Annotated in this window: 22 protein-coding genes; 11 read left to right on the top strand and 11 right to left on the bottom strand. The window is 61.9% G+C overall.

Translation table 11 applies throughout. The features are described from left to right. Positions 1-43: 43 nt before the first annotated feature. From M5C56_RS21580 to tldD, 3 genes are all read left to right on the top strand, one after another. Positions 44-3,859: a YhdP family protein gene (locus M5C56_RS21580; RefSeq protein ID WP_103496433.1), complete on the top strand. Its 3,816-nt coding sequence runs from the start codon at positions 44-46 to the stop codon at positions 3,857-3,859. Positions 3,860-3,951: 92 nt separating this feature from the next. Further along, positions 3,952-4,797 carry a carbon-nitrogen hydrolase family protein gene (locus M5C56_RS21575; RefSeq protein WP_103496432.1) on the top strand — a complete coding sequence of 282 codons (846 nt, stop codon included), beginning with the start codon at positions 3,952-3,954 and terminating at the stop codon, positions 4,795-4,797. 19 nt (positions 4,798-4,816) lie between these two features. Further along, a complete protein-coding gene (gene tldD, locus M5C56_RS21570) occupies positions 4,817-6,259 on the top strand; it encodes a metalloprotease TldD (protein WP_100942256.1) in 1,443 nt (480 codons plus the stop codon). A 51-nt stretch (positions 6,260-6,310) separates the two neighbouring features. Here the strand turns inward: tldD and yjgA are convergent, their stop codons facing one another. After that, positions 6,311-6,832 (bottom strand): ribosome biogenesis factor YjgA, encoded by a 522-nt coding sequence (gene yjgA / locus M5C56_RS21565; RefSeq protein ID WP_103496431.1) that lies wholly within the window; start codon positions 6,830-6,832, stop codon positions 6,311-6,313. Between the two features lie 108 nt (positions 6,833-6,940). On the opposite strand from yjgA, the gene pmbA reads away from it, so the two are divergent. Beyond that, positions 6,941-8,287, top strand: coding sequence for a metalloprotease PmbA (gene pmbA, locus M5C56_RS21560; RefSeq protein WP_103496430.1), 1,347 nt, complete (start codon positions 6,941-6,943; stop codon positions 8,285-8,287). Positions 8,288-8,496: 209 nt separating this feature from the next. On the opposite strand, the gene M5C56_RS21555 is transcribed toward pmbA, so the two are convergent. From M5C56_RS21555 to M5C56_RS21510, 10 genes are all read right to left on the bottom strand, one after another. Then, entirely contained in the window at positions 8,497-8,769 is a 273-nt protein-coding gene (locus M5C56_RS21555; protein WP_103498078.1) for an HPr family phosphocarrier protein, read from the bottom strand. 16 nt (positions 8,770-8,785) lie between these two features. Then, positions 8,786-9,643, bottom strand: coding sequence for an RNase adapter RapZ (gene rapZ / locus M5C56_RS21550; protein ID WP_103498077.1), 858 nt, complete (start codon positions 9,641-9,643; stop codon positions 8,786-8,788). A gap of 2 nt (positions 9,644-9,645) precedes the next feature. Beyond that, entirely contained in the window at positions 9,646-10,110 is a 465-nt protein-coding gene (gene ptsN / locus M5C56_RS21545) for a PTS IIA-like nitrogen regulatory protein PtsN (RefSeq protein ID WP_103498076.1), read from the bottom strand. A 9-nt stretch (positions 10,111-10,119) separates the two neighbouring features. Then, positions 10,120-10,425 (bottom strand): ribosome-associated translation inhibitor RaiA, encoded by a 306-nt coding sequence (raiA, locus tag M5C56_RS21540; protein ID WP_017126531.1) that lies wholly within the window; start codon positions 10,423-10,425, stop codon positions 10,120-10,122. Positions 10,426-10,503: 78 nt separating this feature from the next. Next, a complete protein-coding gene (locus M5C56_RS21535; protein ID WP_103498075.1) occupies positions 10,504-12,000 on the bottom strand; it encodes an RNA polymerase factor sigma-54 in 1,497 nt (498 codons plus the stop codon). Positions 12,001-12,187: 187 nt separating this feature from the next. Continuing rightward, on the bottom strand, positions 12,188-12,913 hold the full coding sequence (gene lptB, locus M5C56_RS21530) for an LPS export ABC transporter ATP-binding protein (RefSeq protein WP_103498074.1): 726 nt from the start codon (positions 12,911-12,913) through the stop codon (positions 12,188-12,190). Further along, positions 12,913-13,458, bottom strand: a complete 546-nt coding sequence (gene lptA / locus M5C56_RS21525; RefSeq protein WP_103498073.1) for a lipopolysaccharide transport periplasmic protein LptA — start codon at positions 13,456-13,458, stop codon at positions 12,913-12,915. Before lptA ends, lptB begins: the two co-directional genes overlap by 1 nt. Next, entirely contained in the window at positions 13,445-14,017 is a 573-nt protein-coding gene (gene lptC, locus M5C56_RS21520; RefSeq protein ID WP_103498072.1) for an LPS export ABC transporter periplasmic protein LptC, read from the bottom strand. The genes lptA and lptC overlap by 14 nt, the downstream gene beginning before the upstream one ends. 8 nt (positions 14,018-14,025) lie before the next feature. Next, entirely contained in the window at positions 14,026-14,550 is a 525-nt protein-coding gene (locus tag M5C56_RS21515; RefSeq protein WP_103498071.1) for an HAD family hydrolase, read from the bottom strand. Next, positions 14,551-15,525 (bottom strand): KpsF/GutQ family sugar-phosphate isomerase, encoded by a 975-nt coding sequence (locus M5C56_RS21510; RefSeq protein WP_103498070.1) that lies wholly within the window; start codon positions 15,523-15,525, stop codon positions 14,551-14,553. 276 nt (positions 15,526-15,801) lie between these two features. On the opposite strand from M5C56_RS21510, the gene M5C56_RS21505 reads away from it, so the two are divergent. The 7 genes from M5C56_RS21505 to murA all read left to right on the top strand — a co-directional run bounded on the left by M5C56_RS21505 (position 15,802) and on the right by murA (position 20,493). Then, complete coding sequence (locus M5C56_RS21505) at positions 15,802-16,611, top strand: ATP-binding cassette domain-containing protein (RefSeq protein WP_103498069.1); 810 nt, start codon at positions 15,802-15,804, stop codon at positions 16,609-16,611. Positions 16,612-16,613: 2 nt separating this feature from the next. Then, positions 16,614-17,411, top strand: a complete 798-nt coding sequence (gene mlaE / locus M5C56_RS21500) for a lipid asymmetry maintenance ABC transporter permease subunit MlaE (protein ID WP_103498068.1) — start codon at positions 16,614-16,616, stop codon at positions 17,409-17,411. After that, the gene (gene mlaD, locus M5C56_RS21495; RefSeq protein WP_103498067.1) at positions 17,411-17,878 is read left to right on the top strand and encodes an outer membrane lipid asymmetry maintenance protein MlaD; all 468 of its coding nucleotides are present in this window, start codon (positions 17,411-17,413) and stop codon (positions 17,876-17,878) included. Before mlaE ends, mlaD begins: the two co-directional genes overlap by 1 nt. 11 nt (positions 17,879-17,889) lie before the next feature. Next, entirely contained in the window at positions 17,890-18,549 is a 660-nt protein-coding gene (locus M5C56_RS21490) for an ABC transporter substrate-binding protein (RefSeq protein ID WP_103498066.1), read from the top strand. Further along, positions 18,542-18,847, top strand: a complete 306-nt coding sequence (locus M5C56_RS21485; protein WP_100942236.1) for an STAS domain-containing protein — start codon at positions 18,542-18,544, stop codon at positions 18,845-18,847. Before M5C56_RS21490 ends, M5C56_RS21485 begins: the two co-directional genes overlap by 8 nt. A gap of 116 nt (positions 18,848-18,963) precedes the next feature. Next, entirely contained in the window at positions 18,964-19,203 is a 240-nt protein-coding gene (locus M5C56_RS21480) for a BolA family protein (protein ID WP_103498065.1), read from the top strand. Positions 19,204-19,227: 24 nt separating this feature from the next. Next, the gene (gene murA, locus M5C56_RS21475) at positions 19,228-20,493 is read left to right on the top strand and encodes a UDP-N-acetylglucosamine 1-carboxyvinyltransferase (RefSeq protein WP_100942234.1); all 1,266 of its coding nucleotides are present in this window, start codon (positions 19,228-19,230) and stop codon (positions 20,491-20,493) included. Positions 20,494-20,495 lie beyond the last annotated feature (2 nt).

Here is a 20,495-nt window from a genome sequence, read left to right as displayed (position 1 = left end):
GTGTCGACCTGTTCATTGAACCATGCCTCAAGGGGGCACTGACATGGAGCGTCTGACACGCTTTGTTGCCGGCTTGACCCGTTGGACCATGGGCCTCTGTGCGTTCTTGCTGGTGCTGGTGGCGTTGTATGCCAGCCTGGGCCGGCAACTGGTGCCGCTGGTGGCCGAGTATCGCGCCGAGATCGAAAGCAAGGCCCAGGCCGCCGTAGGTTTGCCGCTGTCCATCGGCAGCCTGGAAGGGCGCTGGCATGGCCTGGCCCCGGTGCTGTTGGCCCATGACGTGAAAGTCGGCGAGGGCGCTTCGGCGCTGTTGCTGGACAAGGTCCAGGTGGTGCCCGATCTCTGGGCCAGCCTGCGCGCCCGCGAAGTGCGGATCGCCCATCTGGAACTGGGCGGCCTGCAACTGAGCCTGAAAGAAGACCAGGACGGCCACTGGGCCCTCCAGGGCTTGCCGGTACAGGACGATCAGCCGCTGGACCCCGCGCAGTTGCTGACCCGCATGCAGATGGTCAAGCAACTGTCGGTGCTCGACAGCCAGGTGACCTTGCAGCCGTTCGGCGAGTCGCCGCTGACCCTGACTTATGTCGGTCTCAACCTGGAAAGCGGTATTTCCCGCCAGCGCCTCGATCTGCGCCTGAATTTGCCTGACGGCCAGCCCCTGGCCCTGAACCTGAAGACCCGCCTGCGCGCCAGTGACTGGCGCAACGGCACCGCGCAAGCCTACCTGAGCCTGCCGCAAAGCGACTGGGCGCGCTGGCTGCCGGCGCGCCTGACCGGGCAAATGAAAATCACCGAACTCAAGGCCGGTGGCGAATTCTGGTTGAACTGGGGCAATGGCACGGTGCAGAACGCCGTGGTCCGCCTCAATGCCCCGCAATTCCAGGGCGCCTATGCCCAGCGCAAGGCGATCAGCATCGACAACCTGGCCCTCAACGCCTATGTCCAGCACACCGGGCAGGGTTTTGACGTGCAGCTCAATTCCCTGGCCATGAACCTGGGGAAGACGCGCTGGGAAAGCCATCTGCAGTTGCAGCAACTCGCGGCCACCGACAAGGATTCGGAACGTTGGCACCTGCAGGCCGACCGCCTTGACCTGACACCCATCACCCCCTTGCTCGACGCCCTCGCACCCTTGCCTGAAGGCCTGGCCACGGCCATCGATCACCTGAAGGTCATCGGTACCCTGCGCAACGTGCTGCTGGATTACCGGCCCCAGGAAACCGGCGATCAAAAGCTGAGTTTCGCCGCGAACCTGGAGCGGGTCGGCTTTGACGCCTACCATGGCGCCCCGGCGGCGCGTAACGTCAGCGGCAGCATCAGCGGCGACCTCGGCCAGGGCGAACTGCGCATGGACAGCAAGGATTTCTCCCTGCACCTGTACCCGATCTTCAACAACCCCTGGCAGTACCTGCAAGCCAATGCCCGGCTGACCTGGCGCCTGGACCAGGAAGGTTTCACCCTGATCGCGCCCTACATCAAGGTGCTCGGGGAAGAAGGCAAGATCGCCGCCGACTTCCTGATTCGCCTGCACTTCGCCCAGGGCACCGAAGACTATATGGACCTGCGGGTCGGCCTGGTGGATGGCGAGGGTCGTTTCACCCCCAAGTACCTGCCGGCGGTGTTGAGCCCGGCGCTGGACGAATGGCTGCGCAGCTCGGTCCTGCATGGCGCGGTGGAGCAGGGCTTCTTCCAGTACCAGGGGTCGCTGAACCACGATGCCTCGGCGGCGGCACGCAATATCAGCCTGTTTTTCAAGGTCCATGATGCCGAACTGGCGTTCCAGCCGGGCTGGCCCCATGTCAGCAAGGTCAAGGGCGACGTCTTTATCGAGGACAGCGGGGTGCGGATCAAGGCCAGCGAAGGCCAGTTGCTCAACACCCAGGTCAGCGACATCATGGTCAATATTCCCCATGTGCCCAGCGGCCAGCACAGCCGTATGTTCCTCGACGGCAACTTTGCCGGCGGCCTGGGCGACGGCCTGAAGATTCTCCAGGAGGCGCCGATCGGCACCGCCGCGACCTTTGCCGGCTGGCAGGCCACGGGTGATCTGTCGGGCAAGGTGAGCCTCGATGTGCCGCTGGTCAAGGCCGAGGAACCGAAGATCCTGGTGGAATTCAAGACCGACAAGGCCACGCTCAAGCTGCCTGATCCGGTCCTCGAACTGAGCCAGCTCAAGGGCGACTTCCGCTTCGACAGCGCCAAGGGCCTCAGCGCCGGCAACATCAGTGCCCAGGCATTCGAGCGACCGATTACCGCGCAGATTTTCGCCGATGGCAAACCGGGCAGCCTCAATACCCGGGTGGTGGCCAAGGGGCAGGTGGCGATCAAGAAACTCACCGATTGGCTGAATGTCAGCCAGCCGTTGCCGATTTCCGGCGACCTGCCTTACCAGTTGCAACTGACCCTGGACGGTCCCGACAGCCAGTTGATGATCAACTCCAACCTCAAGGGCGTTGCCGTCGACCTGCCGGCTCCGTTCGGCATGCCCGCCGGACTGGGCCGCGACAGCGTGTTCCGCATGACCCTGCAAGGCGCCGAGCGGCGTTACTGGTTCGATTACGGCACCCTGGCCAATTTCACCTTTGCCGCGCCGAGCGGCAAGTTCGGCGATGGCCGTGGTGAGTTGTTCCTTGGCGAAGGCGATGCACAACTGCCGACGACCCAGGGCTTGCGGATCCGTGGGGTGTTGTCGGAGCTGGACCTGGCGCCGTGGAAAGCCGTTGCTGACCGTTATGCCGGCCAGGATCCGGGCGGCAGTGCCAAGCAATTGCTCAGCAGCGCGGATTTCAAGGTCGGCACGCTCAGCGCTTTCGGTAGCCAGTTCGACCAGGTGAGTTTGCTGATGGCTCGCAGTGCCAATGCCTGGGGCCTGCAGATCGACAGCCGGCAGGCCAAGGGCAGCGTGACCTTGCCGGATGCCAAGGGTGTGCCGATTGGCGTCAAGCTGGCCTATGTGCGTTTGCCAGCACCGGACCCGAGCGTGGTCGCCGATGAGAATGCCCCGGACCCGTTGGCGTCGGTCGACCCCCGGCAGATTCCAGCGGTGGACGTGAGCATCGAGCAACTGTTCCAGGGCAACGACCTGCTCGGTGCCTGGTCGCTCAAGGCGCGCCCGACCCCCAAGGGGATCAAGCTCAATGACCTCGATCTCGGCCTCAAGGGTCTGCAACTGCGGGGCTCCGGTGGCTGGGAAGGCCTACCCGGCGCCAGCGGCAGCTGGTTCAACGGGCGCCTGGAAGGCAAGAACCTGGCGGACGTGCTCAAGGCCTGGAGCTTTGCCCCGACCGTCACCAGTGAGGATTTCCAGCTCGACGTTGACGGTCGCTGGCCCGGTTCGCCGGCCTGGGTCGGTCTCAAGCGCTTCTCGGGCAGTCTTGATGCGACCCTGAACAAGGGGCAGTTCGTCGAGGCTGACGGCGGTGCCCAGGCGCTACGGGTGTTCGGCCTGCTGAACTTCAACTCCATCGGCCGCCGCCTGCGCCTGGACTTTTCCGACTTGCTGGGCAAAGGCCTGAGCTACGATCGGGTCAAGGGCCTGCTGGTGGCCAGCGATGGCGTCTATGTCACGCGCAAGCCGATCACCCTGACCGGGCCTTCGAGCAACCTGGAACTCAACGGCACCCTCGATATGGTCGCCGACCGGGTCGATGCCAAGCTGCTGGTGACCTTGCCGGTGACCAACAACCTGCCGATTGCCGCGTTGATCGTCGGTGCGCCGGCCATCGGCGGCGCACTGTTCCTGATCGACAAGCTGATCGGCGACCGCGTGGCGCGCTTCGCCAGCGTCAAATACAGCGTCACCGGCCCCTGGAAAGAACCGAAGATCACCTTCGACAAGCCGTTTGACAAGTCGAAGTAAGGCCCGGCGCGACTCTGTTGCGCCGACATTTTTCGTACTGGGCGTGCAGCTGCATGGAGTAGCATGACGCTATGTCTTTGAAGGAGTGCGCCATGACCTTTTCCGTCATCCAGATGGTCAGCCAGAGCGATGTGCTGGCCAACCTGGCCCAGGCCCGCGCGCTGCTGGAGCGGGCGGCCGAAGGCGGGGCGCGACTGGCCGTACTGCCGGAAAACTTCGCCGCCATGGGCCGTCGCGACGTCGCCGAGATCGGCCGCGCCGAGGCCATGGGTGAAGGACCTGTCCTGCCCTGGTTGAAACAGGCCGCCCGCGACCTCAAGTTATGGATAGTGGCGGGCACCTTGCCGTTACCGCCCGTTGACCAACCGCATGCCAAGGCCAATGCCTGCTCGCTGTTGATCGATGAGCAGGGCGAGACGGTGGCACGTTACGACAAGCTGCATTTGTTCGATGTGGACGTGGCGGACACGCGCGGACGTTATCGCGAATCCGATGACTATGCTTATGGCAGCCAGGTGGTGGTGGCCGATACCCCGGTAGGTCGGCTGGGCCTGAGCGTGTGTTACGACCTGCGCTTTCCCGAGCTCTACAGTGAATTGCGCAAGGCCGGTGCCGAATTGATCACCGCGCCCTCGGCCTTTACCGCCGTGACCGGTGCCGCGCACTGGGAGGTGCTGATTCGCGCCCGGGCCATCGAGACCCAGTGCTACCTGCTGGCGGCGGCCCAGGGTGGGGTGCATCCGGGGCCGCGGGAAACCTTCGGGCATGCGGCGATTGTCGACCCATGGGGGCGCATAGTCGCCGAACAGGATCAAGGCGAAGCGGTGTTGCTGGCCGAACGCGACAGTAATGAACAAGCGTCCATCCGGGCGCGGATGCCGGTGGCGAGCCATCGGCGCTTTTTCTCGCAGGGCGCGCAGCGACCTGCATCGGAATGACGAAATAAGGCGCAAAACCATGAGCGAGTTGTTGTCCTCAGTCAGCGAACACCTGTTGGCGCCGGGTGGCGTGACCATCGAAAGTCTGCAAGCGGTTCTGGGCGACCTGGCCGGGCCGGGCATCGACGCCGCCGACCTGTATTTCCAGGGGCAGATCTCCGAGTCCTGGGCCCTGGAAGACGGCATCGTCAAGGAAGGCAGTTTCAACCTTGACCAGGGTGTCGGCGTACGCGCCCAGTCCGGTGAAAAAACCGGTTTTGCCTACAGCAACGCCATTACCCTCGAAGCCCTGGGCTCGGCGGCGCGTGCCGCCCGTTCGATTTCCCGGGCCGGGCAGCATGGCAAGGTCCAGGTGTTCAGCAGCCAGGAAGTGACGCAGTTGTATGCGCCGGACAACCCGCTGGATGTGATGAGCCGTGCCGAGAAGGTCGAGTTGCTCAAGCGTGTCGATGTTGCCACTCGCGCCCTTGATCCGCGTATCCAGCAGGTTTCGGTGAGCATGGCCGGGGTCTGGGAGCGGATTCTCGTGGCCTCCACCGACGGCGGCCTGGCGGCGGATGTGCGGCCGCTGGTGCGCTTCAATGTCAGTGTGATCGTCGAGCAGAACGGCCGGCGTGAACGCGGCGGCCATGGCGGTGGCGGGCGTACCGACTATCGTTATTTCCTCACGGAAGACCGGGCCATGGGTTATGCCCGCGAGGCCCTGCGCCAGGCGCTGGTCAACCTTGAAGCGATTCCCGCGCCGGCCGGCACCTTGCCGGTGGTGCTCGGTTCCGGCTGGTCCGGGGTGCTGCTGCACGAAGCGGTCGGCCACGGCCTGGAAGGCGACTTCAACCGCAAGGGCAGCTCGGCCTACAGCGGGCGGATGGGCGAGATGGTTGCCTCGAAACTCTGCACCATCGTCGATGACGGCACCCTGGCTGGTCGTCGTGGTTCCCTGAGCGTCGACGACGAAGGCACACCGACCGAGTGCACCACGCTGATCGAAAACGGCGTGCTCAAAGGTTATATGCAGGACAAGCTCAATGCCCGGCTGATGGGTGTGGCGCGCACCGGCAACGGTCGTCGCGAATCCTATGCGCATCTGCCGATGCCGCGCATGACCAACACCTACATGCTCGGTGGCGAAAGCGATCCAGCGGAAATCATCGCCTCGGTGAAACGCGGGATCTACTGCGCCAACCTCGGCGGCGGCCAGGTCGATATCACCAGCGGCAAGTTCGTGTTCTCCACCAGCGAGGCCTACCTGATCGAAGACGGCAAGATCACCGCACCGGTCAAGGGCGCGACCCTGATCGGCAACGGCCCGGAAGCCATGAGTCGGGTGTCGATGGTCGGCAACGACCTGGCGCTGGACAGCGGCGTGGGCACGTGCGGCAAGGATGGGCAGTCGGTACCGGTGGGTGTCGGTCAGCCAACCTTGAAAATCGATGCGATCACCGTGGGTGGCACGGGGTCGTAGGAAGAGGTGGAGCGTCGGGTGAGCGCCAAGGCGACTCACCCGGGGCGAAGATCAACGCAGGCCGCGTTGAGCGTCGTCCAGCTCACGGATGTACTTGAAGATTTTACGGCTGGAGGCCGGCGCCTTGTTCTGCGCAAGCTCGTGTTGAGCCTGGCGGATCAGGGAACGCAGTTGCTGGCGATCAGCGTCCGGGTAGTCGGCGACGAACTTTTCCAGCACATCGTCGGCGCCTGCGATCAAGCGATCACGCCAGCGTTCGAGATTGTGGAAACGTTCGTTGTATTGCCGGGTGGAGGCGTCGAGTTGATCGAGCAGAACCAGAATGGCGTCAGTGTCCTGATCGCGCATCAGCCTGCCGATGAACTGGATATGCCGTTTACGCGCGATATTCGCGGTGTGCTTCGGCGCTTCGGCCAGGGCACGGCGCAAGCCGTCGGTCAGTGGCAGTTTTGCCACCAAGTCGGGCTTGAGTGTTGTCAGGCGCTCGCCGAGATCAACCAGAGCATGCAGCTCGCGTTTGACCTGGGTTTTGCTTTTCTCCCCATCGAGGGAGTCGTCGTAAGAATCAACCATGGTGGCAGTCCGCAAAGAAACGCCGCCATGATAACCAGTCGGGGGCCGCTTGTCCGGCCCGGTCGCTCGAAGACCTTGACCGAAAGCAGAATTTGAGTGGAGAAAGCCATGAGTTCAGCACAAAGCGTCGGCCCGCAGGCGTTGCCGGTCCTGCAGGAGCAGGTCGAGCAGATTCTCGCCGAAGCCAAACGCCAGGGCGCCAGTGCCTGTGAAGTGGCGGTATCCCTGGAGCAGGGGCTGTCGACTTCGGTGCGCCAGCGGGAAGTGGAAACCGTCGAGTTCAACCGCGACCAGGGTTTCGGCATCACCTTGTACGTGGGGCAGCGCAAAGGCTCGGCCAGCACCTCGGCCAGTGGTCCTGAAGCGATTCGCGAAACCGTGGCGGCGGCCCTGGCCATCGCCAAGCACACCTCGGAAGACGAGCACTCGGGCCTGGCTGATGCGGCCCTGATGGCCAAGGAGCTCAAGGACTTCGATCTGTTCCATGCCTGGGACATCACCCCTGAGCAGGCCATCGAGCGCGCATTGATCTGCGAGGCGGCGGCGTTTGACGCCGACAGCCGGATCAAGAATGCCGACGGCACCACCTTGAGCACCTCCCAGGGTTGCCGCGTGTATGGCAACAGCCACGGGTTTATCGGCGGTTCGGCTTCGACCCGGCACAGCCTCAGCTGTGTGATGATCGCCGAAGGCGACGGCCAGATGCAGCGCGATTACTGGTATGACGTCAATCGCCAGGGCGAACTGCTCGCGGATGCCTCGAGCATTGGCCGCAAGGCCGCGCAACGGGCGGCCAGCCGCCTGGGCGCGCGTCCGGTGCCGACCTGCGAAGTGCCGGTGCTGTTCTCGGCGGAGTTGGCCGGTGGTTTGTTCGGCAGCTTCCTTTCGGCGATCTCCGGCGGCAACCTGTACCGCAAATCTTCGTTCCTCGAAGGGGCGATGGGCCAGCGCCTGTTCCCGGAGTGGCTGACCCTCGACGAGCGTCCACACCTGATGCAGGCCATGGGCAGTTCGGCGTTTGACGGTGATGGCCTGGCGACCTATGCCAAGCCGTTCGTCGAAAATGGCACCCTGGTCTCCTATGTGCTGGGTACCTACTCGGGGCGCAAGCTGGGCCTGCCAAGCACGGCCAACGCCGGTGGCGTGCACAACCTGTTCGTCACCCATGGGGTCGAGGACCAGGACGCGCTGATCCGGCGCATGGGCCGCGGCCTGCTGGTGACCGAGTTGATGGGCCATGGGCTGAACATGGTCACCGGCGATTACTCGCGTGGGGCGGCGGGCTTCTGGGTCGAGAATGGCGAGATCCAGTTCCCGGTCCAGGAAGTGACCATTGCCGGCAATATGCGTGACATGTTCAAGCAGATCGTCGCCGTTGGCAGCGATCTTGAGCTGCGCAGCCATATCCGTACCGGTTCGGTGTTGATCGAGCGGATGATGGTCGCCGGTAGCTGATTCGGCGTATCGGTTGTAAAAAAAGGGTGTCATCCAATGGATGACACCCTTTTTTTGGCCTCACGGGGACCTTTGGTTGTACTGGACCCGTGGCGAGCGGGCTTGCCCTGATGCCGTTCAGTTAAGGCCAAACACGGTCCCTATGGGAGTCGGCTTGCCGGCGATGGCGTCTGAATAGGCGCTGCAGGATCCGAATGTCTTATCGGGCTTCATTCGCCTTCGTCGAAATAGTTGTTGATCAGCTTGACCAGTGCCGCCATGGCCGCGTCTTCCTGTTCGCCTTCGGTCTTCAGGTGAATCTTCGTGCCCTTGCCAGCGGCCAGCATCATCATGGCCATGATGCTCTTGCCGTCGACCATGCTTTCCGGTGTACGCCCGGCGCGGATCTGGCAGGGGAACTGGCCGGCCACGCCGACGAATTTCGCCGAAGCACGGGCGTGCAGACCCAGTTTGTTGATGATTTCAATTTCCAGAGCGGGCATCGCGGTGGTGGTCCTTTCAGCTAAGGTCGCGGTGGCGGACCTGGACGTTCTTCAGGGATTGTTGCAGGGCCTTGCCCAAGCGTTCGGTGAGGTAGACGGAGCGGTGATGCCCGCCCGTGCAGCCGATGGCAATAGTGACATAAGCCCGGTTGCTGGCGGCAAAACGTGGCAACCATTTAAGCAAATAACTGGAAATATCCTGGTACATTTCCTCGACGTCGGCTTGTGCGGCCAGGTATTCGACCACCGGTTGGTCGAGCCCGGACTGCTCGCGCAGTTCCGGTTTCCAGTAGGGATTGGGCAGGCAGCGTACGTCGAACACCAGGTCGGCATCCACCGGCATCCCGCGCTTGAAACCGAACGACTCGACCAGGAAGGCGGTACCCGGTTCCGGCTGGTTTAGCAGGCGCAGCTTGATGGTGTCGCGCAGTTGATAGAGGTTCAGGCTGGTGGTGTTGACCTTGAGGTCGGCCAGGTCCGAGATCGGCCCCAGCAGGTTGCTTTCGTCGCGGATGGCCTCGGCCAGTGAGCGATTGGCATTGCTCAGCGGGTGGCGTCGACGGGTTTCGGAAAAACGCTTGAGCAGGGTTTCCTCGTCGGCGTCCAGGTACAGTACATCGCACTGGATATGCCGGCTGCGCACTTCATCGAGCAGTTCCGGGAAGCGTGACAGGTGGCTGGGCAGGTTGCGTGCGTCGATGGAAACGGCGACCAGCGGTTGCGCCAGCTCGGTATGGATCAGCGCACGTTCGGCCAGCTCCGGCAGCAGGCCGGCCGGCAGGTTGTCGATGCAGTAGTAACCGTTGTCCTCGAGGACATCGAGGGCGGTACTTTTACCCGAGCCGGAGCGGCCGCTGACGATGATCAAGCGCATGGTCAGTGACCGCTCTGCTCGTCCAGGACTACCTGGTACAGGGCCTGGTTGGAGGTTGCCGCACGCAGTTTGTCGCGTACGTCCTTGCGGTCGAGCATGCTGGCAATCTGCCGAAGCAGTTCCAGGTGGGCATCGGTGGCGGCTTCCGGGACCAGCAGGACGAACAGCAGGTCAACCGGCGCGCCGTCGATGGCGTCGAAATCGATAGGGGCGTCCAGGTGCATCAGGGCGCTGATGGGCGCCACGCAACCCTTCAGGCGGCAGTGCGGGATGGCAATGCCATTGCCGAAACCGGTCGAGCCGAGTTTCTCCCGGGCGATCAGGCTGTCGAAGACATCCTGCATGGCCAGGTAAGGAACTTCGTGGCTGATCAGGTTGGCAATTTGCTCGAGGGCTTTCTTTTTACTGCCGCCCGGCACGTTCACCAAAGAACGGCCGGGGGTCAGGATGCTTTCAAGTCGGATCATGGATGGGTATCAGCGACCTGTACCTTGGAGCAGGTGCAGGTTCTTTTCCTTATGCTTTTTCAGTTGTCGGTCCAACTTGTCGGTGAGCAGGTCGATCGCCGCATACATGTCGTCATGCTCGGCGTTGGCGACCACTTCACCGCCGTGGATATGCAAGGTGGCTTCGATTTTCTGCTTCAGTTTTTCGACGGCCATGGTCACCTGTACGTTGGTGATCTTGTCGAAATGACGCTCCAGTCGGTCGAGTTTTTCGCCGATGTAAGCACGCAGGGGTTCGGTCACTTCCAGCTGGTGTCCACTGATATTGACTTGCATACAGCTTCTCCTTCGTTGCCAGTGCATAAAGCGGCAGGCTTGTGCCTACCACTGGAACGCTGTAACGGGGCCCGTCCACTACATCAGTCGCTTCCGTTCGCTGGAGGGGGCTATCCCCAGGGACTCACGGTATTTGGCGACAGTACGACGGGCCACCTGAATGCCTTGTGCCTCCAGTAAACCAGCGATCTTGCTGTCACTCAACGGCTTTTTCTGATTTTCCGCTGCAACCAGTTTCTTGATGATCGCGCGGATCGCCGTGGACGAGCATTCGCCGCCTTCGGAGGTGCTGACGTGGCTGGAGAAAAAGTATTTCAGTTCATAGATACCGCGGGGGGTATGCATGAATTTTTGCGTGGTCACCCGGGAAATCGTCGACTCGTGCATGCCCACTGCTTCGGCAATGTCATGCAGGACCAGCGGCTTCATCGCCTCGTCACCGTATTCCAGGAAGCCACGCTGGTGCTCGACGATCTGGGTGGCGACCTTCATCAGGGTTTCGTTGCGGCTCTGCAGGCTCTTGATGAACCAGCGGGCTTCCTGCAACTGGTTGCGCATGAAGGTGTTGTCGGCACTGGTGTCGGCGCGGCGGACAAAACCGGCGTACTGCGGATTGACCCGCAGGCGCGGCACCGATTCCTGGTTCAGTTCCACCAGCCAGCGCTCGTTGTCCTTGCGCACGATCACGTCGGGGACGACGTATTCGGCTTCGCTGGACTCGATTTGCGAGCCCGGGCGCGGATTGAGGCTCTGGACCAGCTCGATGACCTGGCGCAGCTCGTCTTCCTTGAGCTTCATGCGCCGCATCAGTTGGCTGTAGTCGCGGCTGCCGAGCAGGTCGATGTAGTCGCTGACCAGGCGCTGGGCTTCGGCCAGCCAGGGCGTGCGCGCTGGCAGCTGACGCAATTGCAGCAGCAGGCATTCGCCGAGGTTGCGCGCGCCGATGCCGGCCGGTTCGAATTGCTGGATGCGATGCAGTACCGCTTCGATCTCGTCCAGCTCGATATCCAGCTCCGGGTCGAAGGCGTCGAGGATTTCCTCGAGGGTTTCGTCCAGGTAGCCCTGATTGTTGATGCAGTCGATCAGGGTCACGGCGATCAGCCGATCGGTGTCTGACATCGGCGCCAGGTTCAGTTGCCAGAGCAGATGGCTCTGCAGGCTCTCGCCGGCCGAGGTACGGGTGGTGAAGTCCCACTCGTCGTCATCGTTGCTCGGCAGGCTGCTGGCGCTGGTCTGGTAGACATCTTCCCAGGCGGTGTCGACGGGCAGTTCGTTGGGAATGCGCTCGTTCCAGTCGCCTTCCTCGAGGTTGTCCACCGTCGGGGCGGTTTCCTGCTGGAAGGAGGGTTCCTGGATTTCAGTGTTGGGTTTGTGCTCGGCGTTGTCGGCCAACGGGTCGGTATTGTCGAAGTCGTCGCCTTCTTCCTGGCGTTCGAGCATCGGATTGGACTCCAGGGCCTCCTGGATTTCCTGCTGAAGGTCCAGGGTCGACAATTGGAGCAGGCGGATGGCCTGTTGCAGCTGCGGTGTCATCGTCAGCTGCTGGCCCATTCTCAGGACTAGCGATGGTTTCATGGCAGGGGCTTAACACCTTATTCGCCGGCGCGCATGCGCCATCCACTCTACAGGGCGCCGGGGCGCCAAACATAAGCAAATTATATGCCTGAAACCCGAGCCTTTGCCTAGAGCGCTGTAACAATAAAAATCTTGTGGTTTTTATTGAACAGGGAGCGCTCTGGCGGTTGATCCGTTACCTCGATGTTTACAGGCGGAACTCATGGCCCAGGTAGACTTCCTTGACCAGTTCGTTGGCCAGGATAGTGGCTGAATCGCCTTCGGCGATCAGCTGTCCATCATTGACGATATAGGCGGTTTCGCAGATGTCCAGGGTCTCGCGGACGTTGTGGTCGGTGATCAGTACGCCGATGCCCTTGGCCTTGAGGTGATGGATGATCTGTTTGATATCGCCAACGGAAATCGGGTCGACCCCGGCGAAGGGCTCGTCGAGCAGGATGAATTTCGGCGCGGTGGCCAGGGCGCGGGCGATTTCCACCCGGCGCCGTTCACCACCGGACAGGCTCATGCCGAGGTTGTCGCGAATGTGGCTGATGTGGAATTCCTGCAACAGGCTTTCCAGCTCCTTGCGGCGGCTGTTCTTGTCGAGCTCCTTGCGGGTCTCGAGGATCGCCATGATGTTGTCCGCCACCGACAGCTTGCGGAAGATCGATGCTTCCTGGGGCAGATAGCCGATCCCGGCGCGCGCGCGACCGTGCATCGGCTGGTGGCTGATATCCTGGTCGTCGATCAGCACGCGACCCTGATCGGCCTGGACCAGGCCGACGATCATGTAGAAGCAGGTGGTCTTGCCGGCACCGTTGGGGCCGAGCAAGCCGACGATCTGCCCGCTGTCGATCGACAGGCTGACATCACGCACCACCTGGCGACTTTTGTAGGCCTTGGCCAGATGCTGGGCTTTCAGGGTTGCCATTACTGCGCCTTCTGCTGTTCGGTTTTCTGCTTCGGCTGGATGACCATGTCGATGCGTGGGCGCGGGGCGGTGATCGTGCTGCCGTTGGCGCGGCCGGCCTGGGCGATCTGCTTCACCGTGTCGTAGACGATTTTCTCGCCTTCGGTGGTGTTGCCGTCGTTGATCACCTTGGCCTTGTCGATCAGGATGATGCGGTTCTGCTGGGCGTGGTACTGGATGGTCACGCCATAGCCCTGCACCGGCTTCGGATCGCCGACTTTCTGCAGTTGCTCGAAGTAGGCCAGGTTACCCACGGAGGTCACCACGTCGATGGCGCCGTCCTTGGTCCGGGTCAGCGTCACGGTGTTGCCCTTGACGATCATCGAGCCTTGGGTAATGACCACGTCACCTTTGTAGGTGGCGATGCCTTGCTTGTCGTCCAGCTGAGCGTCGTCGGCCTGGATGCGGATGGGCTGCTGGCTGTCGGTCGGCAGAGCCCAGGCGCTCACGCTTCCCAGTGCCGCACCGAGGCCAAGCAAAATAGGGAGGGTTTTAACGAGACTCATACTGTCCTCTTACATTGGACAGCAGGTGTATCCGGCTGTCGTTTAAATACGCTTTCATTCCCTTGCCAGTGGTCACGCCGTCGGCGCCGTCGATTCTAACGGCTTGCTCGGTCTGCGCATATTGCTTCTGTGGGAATACTGTCATACGACTGCTGGTAATGATGACTTCCCGCTGTAGTTCATCAGTCCGCGCCACCCGTACCGAGTCGATCAGTTCGATTTCGGTGCCGTCCGGGTTGACCTCGGCGTGCTCGCTCTGGACATGCCAGGGATAGACCGTGCCACGGTAGATGTGCATGTCTGGCTTGGTCACCAGGGTCACGTCGGACGCCTTGAGGTGTTCGACCTTGTCGCCGGTCAGGTCGTACTGTACTCGACCGTCGGGCATGTACTGAATGCTGTGGGCGTTAATAGCGTAGTAGTCGATCTGGGTTTCATCGACCTGCGCCACCGGGCGCTCGAGGAAACGTTCCGGGCTGATGTTCCAGTAGCCAACGGCCGCGAAAATGGCGGCGATGACTGCGAACAGCAGAATATTGCGAATTTTCTTGCTCAGCATAAATAGCTCTACAGGTAGGCGGCGTGAGCCGCTTCAAGACTGCCCTGGGCTTGCAGGATCAGCTCGCAGAATTCGCGGGCGGCGCCGTCGCCGCCCCGGGCCCGGGTGATGCCGTGGGCGTGTTCGCGGACAAAGCTGGCGGCGTTGGCCACGGCCATGCCCAGGCCGACGCGGCGGATCACCGGCAGGTCCGGCAGGTCGTCACCCAGGTAGGCGACCTGTTCATAGCTCAGATTGAGCTGGGCGAGCAGGGTGTCGAGCACCACCAGCTTGTCCTCGCGGCCCTGGTAGACGTGGGGAATGCCGAGGTTCTGCGCCCGTCGTTCGACCAGTGCGGTTTTGCGACCGCTGATAATAGCGGTTTGCACGCCGGCGGCCATCAGCATCTTGATGCCCTGGCCGTCGAGGGTGCTGAACGACTTGAATTCGCTGCCGTCCTCGAGGAAGTACAGGCGACCGTCGGTCAGTACGCCATCGACGTCGAAGACCGCCAGCTTGATGGCCTTGCCGCGTTGCAACAGATCGTCGTTCATTTACATCACTCCCGCGCGCAGCAGATCGTGCATGTTCAGGGCGCCCACCGGGCGGTCGTCGCTGTCGACCACCACCAGCGCGCTGATCTTGTGGTCTTCCATGATTTTCAGGGCTTCGGCGGCGAGCATGTCGGCCCGGGCGGTCTTGCCGTGAGGGGTCATGACGTCTTCGATCAGGGCCGTATGGATGTCGATGGTGCGGTCCAGGGTCCGGCGCAGGTCACCGTCGGTGAAGATCCCGGCGAGGCGCCCGTCGGCTTCGGCGATCACGGTCATGCCAAGGCCTTTGCGAGTCATTTCCATCAGCGCATTTTTTAACAGGGTGCCGCGCAGGACCTGCGGCAGCTCATCGCCGGCGTGCATGACATTTTCAACTTTCAGCAGCAGGCGCCGGCCCAGGGCACCACCCGGGTGGGAAAAGGCGAAGTCCTCGGCGGTGAAGCCGCGGGCCTCGAGCAGGGCCACCGCCAGGGCGTCGCCCATCACCAGGGCCGCGGTGGTGGAGGAGGTCGGCGCCAGGTTCAGCGGGCAGGCCTCGTGCTCGACATGCACGTTGAGGTTGACTTCGGCGGCCTTGGCCAACGGTGAGTCGGGATTGCCGGTCAGGCTGATCAACTGGATGCCCAGGCGTTTGATCAAGGGCAGCAGGGTGACGATTTCCGCGGTCGAGCCGGAGTTGGACAGGGCCAGGATGATGTCATCGCGGGTGATCATGCCCATGTCGCCGTGGCTGGCTTCGGCGGGGTGGACGAAAAACGCTGTGGTGCCGGTGCTGGCCAGGGTCGCGGCGATCTTGTTGCCGATGTGCCCGGACTTGCCCATGCCGACCACGACCACACGGCCCTTGCTGGCCAGAATCATTTCGCAAGCGCGTACGAAATCTGCGTCGATATGGGCGAGCAAGCCTTCTACGGCTTCGCGTTCGAGGCGGATGGTGCGTTGTGCTGATTGAATCAGGTCGCTGGATTGGCTCATGTCAGAAATCGGTTAGCCTGATGAAAAGGCGCGATTATAGCGGTAATGCCTTCTCCACTCCCACTAGATCATTGCGTTTTGCGTGGTGCCTATAGGACTTTGCCTCGCAAGCCGTCAAGCCCGGCTGTATTTATACCGAACAAGGGTGGCTTCGGCCTTGGGCGGGTCGTATCAGCGGTGATATAGTTCGCGGCTAGTTCGGCCCGCTCAGGAAGTATGCGCCTCTTCTAGAGAGGCCTGGTGTCCGAGTCCGAGGCTGTATCGCAAGGAGTTTAGATGAGCGCCGATAACGCCTACGCGGTCGAGCTGAAGGGTGTGACCTTCAAGCGCGGTGCGCGCAGCATCTTCAATAATGTCGACATTCGTATCCCGCGAGGCAAGGTCACCGGCATCATGGGACCTTCCGGGTGCGGCAAGACCACCCTGTTGCGGCTGATGGGCGCGCAACTGCGCCCCAGCGGCGGCGAAGTCTGGGTCAATGGTCAGAATCTTCCCACCTTGTCGCGCGGCGATCTGTTCGACGCGCGCAAGCATATGGGCGTGCTGTTCCAGAGCGGTGCGCTGTTCACCGACCTGGATGTTTTCGAGAACGTCGCCTTTCCGCTACGGGTTCATACCGAACTGCCGGAAGAAATGATTCGTGACATTGTTCTGCTGAAATTGCAGGCGGTGGGACTGCGCGGGGCGGTCGACCTGATGCCCGACGAGCTGTCCGGTGGTATGAAACGGCGTGTGGCCCTGGCCCGGGCGATTGCCCTGGACCCGCAGATCCTCATGTATGACGAACCGTTCGTCGGCCAGGACCCGATCGCCATGGGCGTCCTCGTGCGCCTGATCCGACTGCTCAATGACGCCCTGGGCATCACCAGCATCGTGGTTTCCCACGATCTGGCCGAAACCGCAAGCATCGCCGACTACCTGTATGTGGTCGGTGACGGCCAGGTGCTCGGGCAAGGCACCCCGGAAGAACTGATGAACGCCGATAACCCGCGTATCCGCCAGTTCATGAAGGGCGATCCCGACGGTCCCGTGCCGTTCCACTTTCCGGCGACGGACTACCGCGCCGACCTGTTGGGGAAGCGCTGACAATGCGCAAGAAATCACTTATCGAGAGAGTGCGTCTGTTCGGCCGTTCGGGCCTGGACGTGCTCGCCGTGCTCGGCCGTTCGACGTTGTTCCTGTTCCATGTGCTGTTCGGCCGCGGCGGCATTGGCGGCGGTTTCGGGCTGTTGATCAAGCAATTGCATTCCGTGGGTGTGATGAGCCTGGTGATCATCGTCGTCTCCGGCGTGTTCATCGGCATGGTCCTGGCCTTGCAGGGCTTCAACATTCTTTCCAGCTACGGTTCCGAGCAGGCGGTGGGGCAGATGGTCGCCCTGACGCTGCTGCGTGAACTCGGGCCGGTGGTCACCGCGCTGCTGTTCGCCGGACGGGCCGGTTCGGCGTTGACCGCCGAAATCGGCAACATGAAATCCACCGAGCAACTGTCCAGCCTGGAAATGATCGGTGTCGATCCGCTCAAGTACATCGTTGCGCCGCGGCTCTGGGCCGGCTTTATCTCCCTGCCGCTGCTGGCGATGATCTTCAGTGTGGTCGGGATCTGGGGCGGTTCTTGGGTGGCGGTGGACTGGCTGGGGGTCTACGACGGCTCCTACTGGGCCAACATGCAGAACAGCGTGACCTTCAGCAGCGACGTGCTGAATGGCATTATCAAAAGTATCGTGTTCGCCTTCGTGGTGACCTGGATTGCCGTGTTTCAAGGCTACGATTGTGAACCCACTTCCGAGGGGATCAGCCGCGCCACGACCAAGACCGTGGTTTATGCCTCCCTGGCAGTGCTGGGCCTTGACTTTATTCTGACCGCCTTGATGTTTGGAGATTTCTGATGCAAAACCGCACCCTGGAAATCGGTGTCGGCCTTTTTCTGCTGGCTGGCATCCTGGCTTTGCTGCTGCTTGCGTTGCGGGTCAGTGGACTGTCCCCTACGACAAACACTGAAACGTATAAATTATATGCGTACTTCGACAATATCGCCGGTTTGACTGTCAGAGCCAAGGTCACCATGGCCGGTGTCACCATCGGCAAGGTGACGGCGATCGATCTGGACCATGACAGTTTCACCGGCCGGGTGACCATGCAAGTTGAAAAACGCGTGAACAACCTGCCGACTGATTCCACTGCGTCTATCCTCACGGCGGGCTTGCTCGGCGAGAAGTACATCGGTCTCAGCGTGGGCGGGGAAAGTGCCGTGCTCAAGGATGGTGGGACCATCCACGACACCCAGTCGTCGCTGGTACTGGAAGATCTGATCGGTAAATTCCTGCTCAATACCGTGAACAAAGACGCCAAATGAGGAGTTTTTCCATGATCTCGATGTTGCGACGTAGTCTGTTGGTGCTGCTGGCGACCTTGCCTCTTATGGGCAACGCCATGGCGGACACGTCGGCCCATGACCTGGTCAAGAGCACCACTGACCGGATGCTGGCCGACCTGACCGCGAACAAGGCCCAGTACAAGCAGAACCCCCAGGCCTTCTACGATGCGCTTAACAGCATCGTCGGCCCGGTGGTGGACGCCGAAGGTATTTCCAAAAGCATCATGACGGTCAAGTACTCGCGCAAGGCCACGCCCGAGCAGATGAAAACCTTCGAGGAGAACTTCAAGAAGGGTCTGTTCCAGTTCTACGGCAACGCCTTGCTGGAGTACAACAACCAGGGCATCACCGTCGACGCGCCGAAGGATGAGTCGGGCGATCGCACCAGCGTCGGCATGACCGTCAAAGGCAACAATGGCGCCGTCTATCCGGTTTCCTACACCCTTGAGAAAATCAATGGCGAGTGGAAACTGCGCAACGTGATCATCAACGGCATCAATATCGGCAAGCTGTTCCGCGATCAGTTCGCCGACGCGATGCAGCGCAACGGTAACAACCTGGACCAGACCATCAACAACTGGGCCGGTGAAGTGGAGAAGGCCAAGGCCGAATCCGAGAAGAACCCGCAGAAGGGGGCGCAGAGTGAGTGAAGCCAGCGTTCGCGCCGGTGAGGCAGGTGAAGTGCTGCTGGCCGGCGTGATCGACTACAGCACCGGCCCGGCCTTGCGCAAGGACGGGCAGGCGCTGATCAAGGCCAGCACCGCGCCGGCCCTGGTGGTCGACTGTTCCGCGGTGGAGAAATCCAGCAGTGTCGGCCTGGCCTTGCTGCTGGCATTCATGCGTGACGCCGCCGAGGGCGGCAAATCCCTGAGTATTCGCGCCATGCCGCAAGACATGCGTGAAATCGCCGAGGTTTCCGAGTTGACGGAGATCCTCGGCGTTCATTGACAGTGCCATGAATAAAGAAGCCCCCCGTCAGAGTCCTGCAATGCGGGGTTCGCAGGCGCGGGGCTTTTTTGTATGATGGCCGACCCGCGCGCGTTGGGCGCCGATTGAGGTTGAGCATGCAGGCCATAGAAGTGAAGAGCTTCCTTGAGGGAAAGCTGCCGGGAAGCCGTGTTGAAGTTGAAGGCGAAGGCTGCAACTTCCAGCTGAATGTGATTAGCGACGAACTGGTGGCCCTGAGCCCGGTGAAGCGTCAGCAGAGCATCTATGCCCATTTGAACCCGTGGATCGCCGATGGCAGCATCCATGCGGTCACTATGAAATTTTTCAGCCGCGCGGCCTGGGCCGAGCGCACCTGAGCCTGAATTGGCGTCGAGACCCTTATGGACAAACTGATTATTACTGGCGGCGTTCGTCTTGATGGCGAAATCCGCATTTCCGGGGCGAAGAACTCCGCCCTGCCGATCCTGGCCGCCACGTTGTTGTGCGATGGCCCGGTGACCGTGGCCAACCTGCCGCACCTGCACGACATCACCACCATGATCGAGCTGTTCGGGCGCATGGGCATTGAGCCGGTGATCGACGAGAAGCTCAGCGTGGAAATCGATCCGCGCACCATCAAGACCCTGATCGCGCCTTACGAGCTGGTGAAAACCATGCGCGCCTCGATCCTGGTGCTGGGCCCGATGGTCGCCCGTTTCGGTGAAGCCGAAGTCGCCCTGCCTGGCGGTTGCGCCATCGGCTCGCGTCCGGTGGACCTGCACATTCGTGGCCTGGAAGCCATGGGTGCGGTGATCGACGTCGAAGGCGGCTACATCAAGGCCAAGGCGCCGGAAGGCGGCCTGCGCGGGGCAAACTTCTTCTTCGATACCGTCTCCGTGACCGGTACCGAGAACATCATGATGGCCGCTTCCCTGGCCCGTGGCCGCAGCGTGCTGCAGAACGCCGCGCGCGAGCCGGAAGTGGTCGACCTGGCGAACTTCCTCAACGCCATGGGCGCCAAGGTCAGCGGTGCCGGCACCGACACCATCACCATCGACGGTGTGGAGCGCCTGCATTCGGCCACCTACAAGGTGATGCCGGACCGTATCGAAACCGGTACCTACCTGGTGGCCGCGGCTGCCACTGGTGGCCGGGTCAAGGTCAAGGACACCGATCCGACCATTCTCGAAGCCGTGCTCGAGAAGCTGAAGGAGTCCGGTGCTGAAATCACCACCGGTGAAGACTGGATCGAGCTGAACATGCATGGCAAGCGTCCGAAGGCCGTCAACGTGCGCACCGCGCCGTATCCGGCATTCCCGACCGACATGCAGGCCCAGTTCATTTCGCTCAACGCCATTGCCGAAGGCACCGGCGCGGTGATCGAGACGATTTTCGAAAACCGTTTCATGCACGTGTACGAGCTGCATCGCATGGGCGCCAAGATCCAGGTCGAAGGCAACACCGCCATCGTGACCGGTACCGAACGCCTGAAAGGCGCGCCGGTCATGGCCACCGACCTGCGGGCTTCGGCCAGCCTGGTGATTTCGGCCCTGACCGCTGAAGGCGACACGCTGATCGACCGCATCTACCACATCGACCGTGGTTATGAGTGCATCGAAGAGAAGTTGCAGATGCTCGGTGCCAAGATCCGCCGCGTTCCGGGCTAGTG

The sequence above is a fragment of the Pseudomonas sp. MWU13-2862 genome, assembly GCF_023242495.1.
In the GTDB taxonomy this organism is placed as follows: domain Bacteria; phylum Pseudomonadota; class Gammaproteobacteria; order Pseudomonadales; family Pseudomonadaceae; genus Aquipseudomonas; species Aquipseudomonas gingeri_D.
Note: the sequence above shows the minus strand (reverse complement) of the source record. Positions and strands in the feature narration are given on the sequence as shown.

What these genes read in the sequence shown, in the direction of transcription:
- M5C56_RS21580 (WP_103496433.1), top strand. Translation starts at nt 44, where the DNA reads ATGGAGCGTCTGACACGCTTTGTTGCCGGCTTGACCCGTTGGACCATG.
- M5C56_RS21575 (WP_103496432.1), top strand. Translation starts at nt 3,952, where the DNA reads ATGACCTTTTCCGTCATCCAGATGGTCAGCCAGAGCGATGTGCTGGCC.
- tldD (WP_100942256.1), top strand. Translation starts at nt 4,817, where the DNA reads ATGAGCGAGTTGTTGTCCTCAGTCAGCGAACACCTGTTGGCGCCGGGT.
- yjgA (WP_103496431.1), bottom strand. Translation starts at nt 6,832, where the DNA reads ATGGTTGATTCTTACGACGACTCCCTCGATGGGGAGAAAAGCAAAACC.
- pmbA (WP_103496430.1), top strand. Translation starts at nt 6,941, where the DNA reads ATGAGTTCAGCACAAAGCGTCGGCCCGCAGGCGTTGCCGGTCCTGCAG.
- M5C56_RS21555 (WP_103498078.1), bottom strand. Translation starts at nt 8,769, where the DNA reads ATGCCCGCTCTGGAAATTGAAATCATCAACAAACTGGGTCTGCACGCC.
- rapZ (WP_103498077.1), bottom strand. Translation starts at nt 9,643, where the DNA reads ATGCGCTTGATCATCGTCAGCGGCCGCTCCGGCTCGGGTAAAAGTACC.
- ptsN (WP_103498076.1), bottom strand. Translation starts at nt 10,110, where the DNA reads ATGATCCGACTTGAAAGCATCCTGACCCCCGGCCGTTCTTTGGTGAAC.
- raiA (WP_017126531.1), bottom strand. Translation starts at nt 10,425, where the DNA reads ATGCAAGTCAATATCAGTGGACACCAGCTGGAAGTGACCGAACCCCTG.
- M5C56_RS21535 (WP_103498075.1), bottom strand. Translation starts at nt 12,000, where the DNA reads ATGAAACCATCGCTAGTCCTGAGAATGGGCCAGCAGCTGACGATGACA.
- lptB (WP_103498074.1), bottom strand. Translation starts at nt 12,913, where the DNA reads ATGGCAACCCTGAAAGCCCAGCATCTGGCCAAGGCCTACAAAAGTCGC.
- lptA (WP_103498073.1), bottom strand. Translation starts at nt 13,458, where the DNA reads ATGAGTCTCGTTAAAACCCTCCCTATTTTGCTTGGCCTCGGTGCGGCA.
- lptC (WP_103498072.1), bottom strand. Translation starts at nt 14,017, where the DNA reads ATGCTGAGCAAGAAAATTCGCAATATTCTGCTGTTCGCAGTCATCGCC.
- M5C56_RS21515 (WP_103498071.1), bottom strand. Translation starts at nt 14,550, where the DNA reads ATGAACGACGATCTGTTGCAACGCGGCAAGGCCATCAAGCTGGCGGTC.
- M5C56_RS21510 (WP_103498070.1), bottom strand. Translation starts at nt 15,525, where the DNA reads ATGAGCCAATCCAGCGACCTGATTCAATCAGCACAACGCACCATCCGC.
- M5C56_RS21505 (WP_103498069.1), top strand. Translation starts at nt 15,802, where the DNA reads ATGAGCGCCGATAACGCCTACGCGGTCGAGCTGAAGGGTGTGACCTTC.
- mlaE (WP_103498068.1), top strand. Translation starts at nt 16,614, where the DNA reads ATGCGCAAGAAATCACTTATCGAGAGAGTGCGTCTGTTCGGCCGTTCG.
- mlaD (WP_103498067.1), top strand. Translation starts at nt 17,411, where the DNA reads ATGCAAAACCGCACCCTGGAAATCGGTGTCGGCCTTTTTCTGCTGGCT.
- M5C56_RS21490 (WP_103498066.1), top strand. Translation starts at nt 17,890, where the DNA reads ATGATCTCGATGTTGCGACGTAGTCTGTTGGTGCTGCTGGCGACCTTG.
- M5C56_RS21480 (WP_103498065.1), top strand. Translation starts at nt 18,964, where the DNA reads ATGCAGGCCATAGAAGTGAAGAGCTTCCTTGAGGGAAAGCTGCCGGGA.
- murA (WP_100942234.1), top strand. Translation starts at nt 19,228, where the DNA reads ATGGACAAACTGATTATTACTGGCGGCGTTCGTCTTGATGGCGAAATC.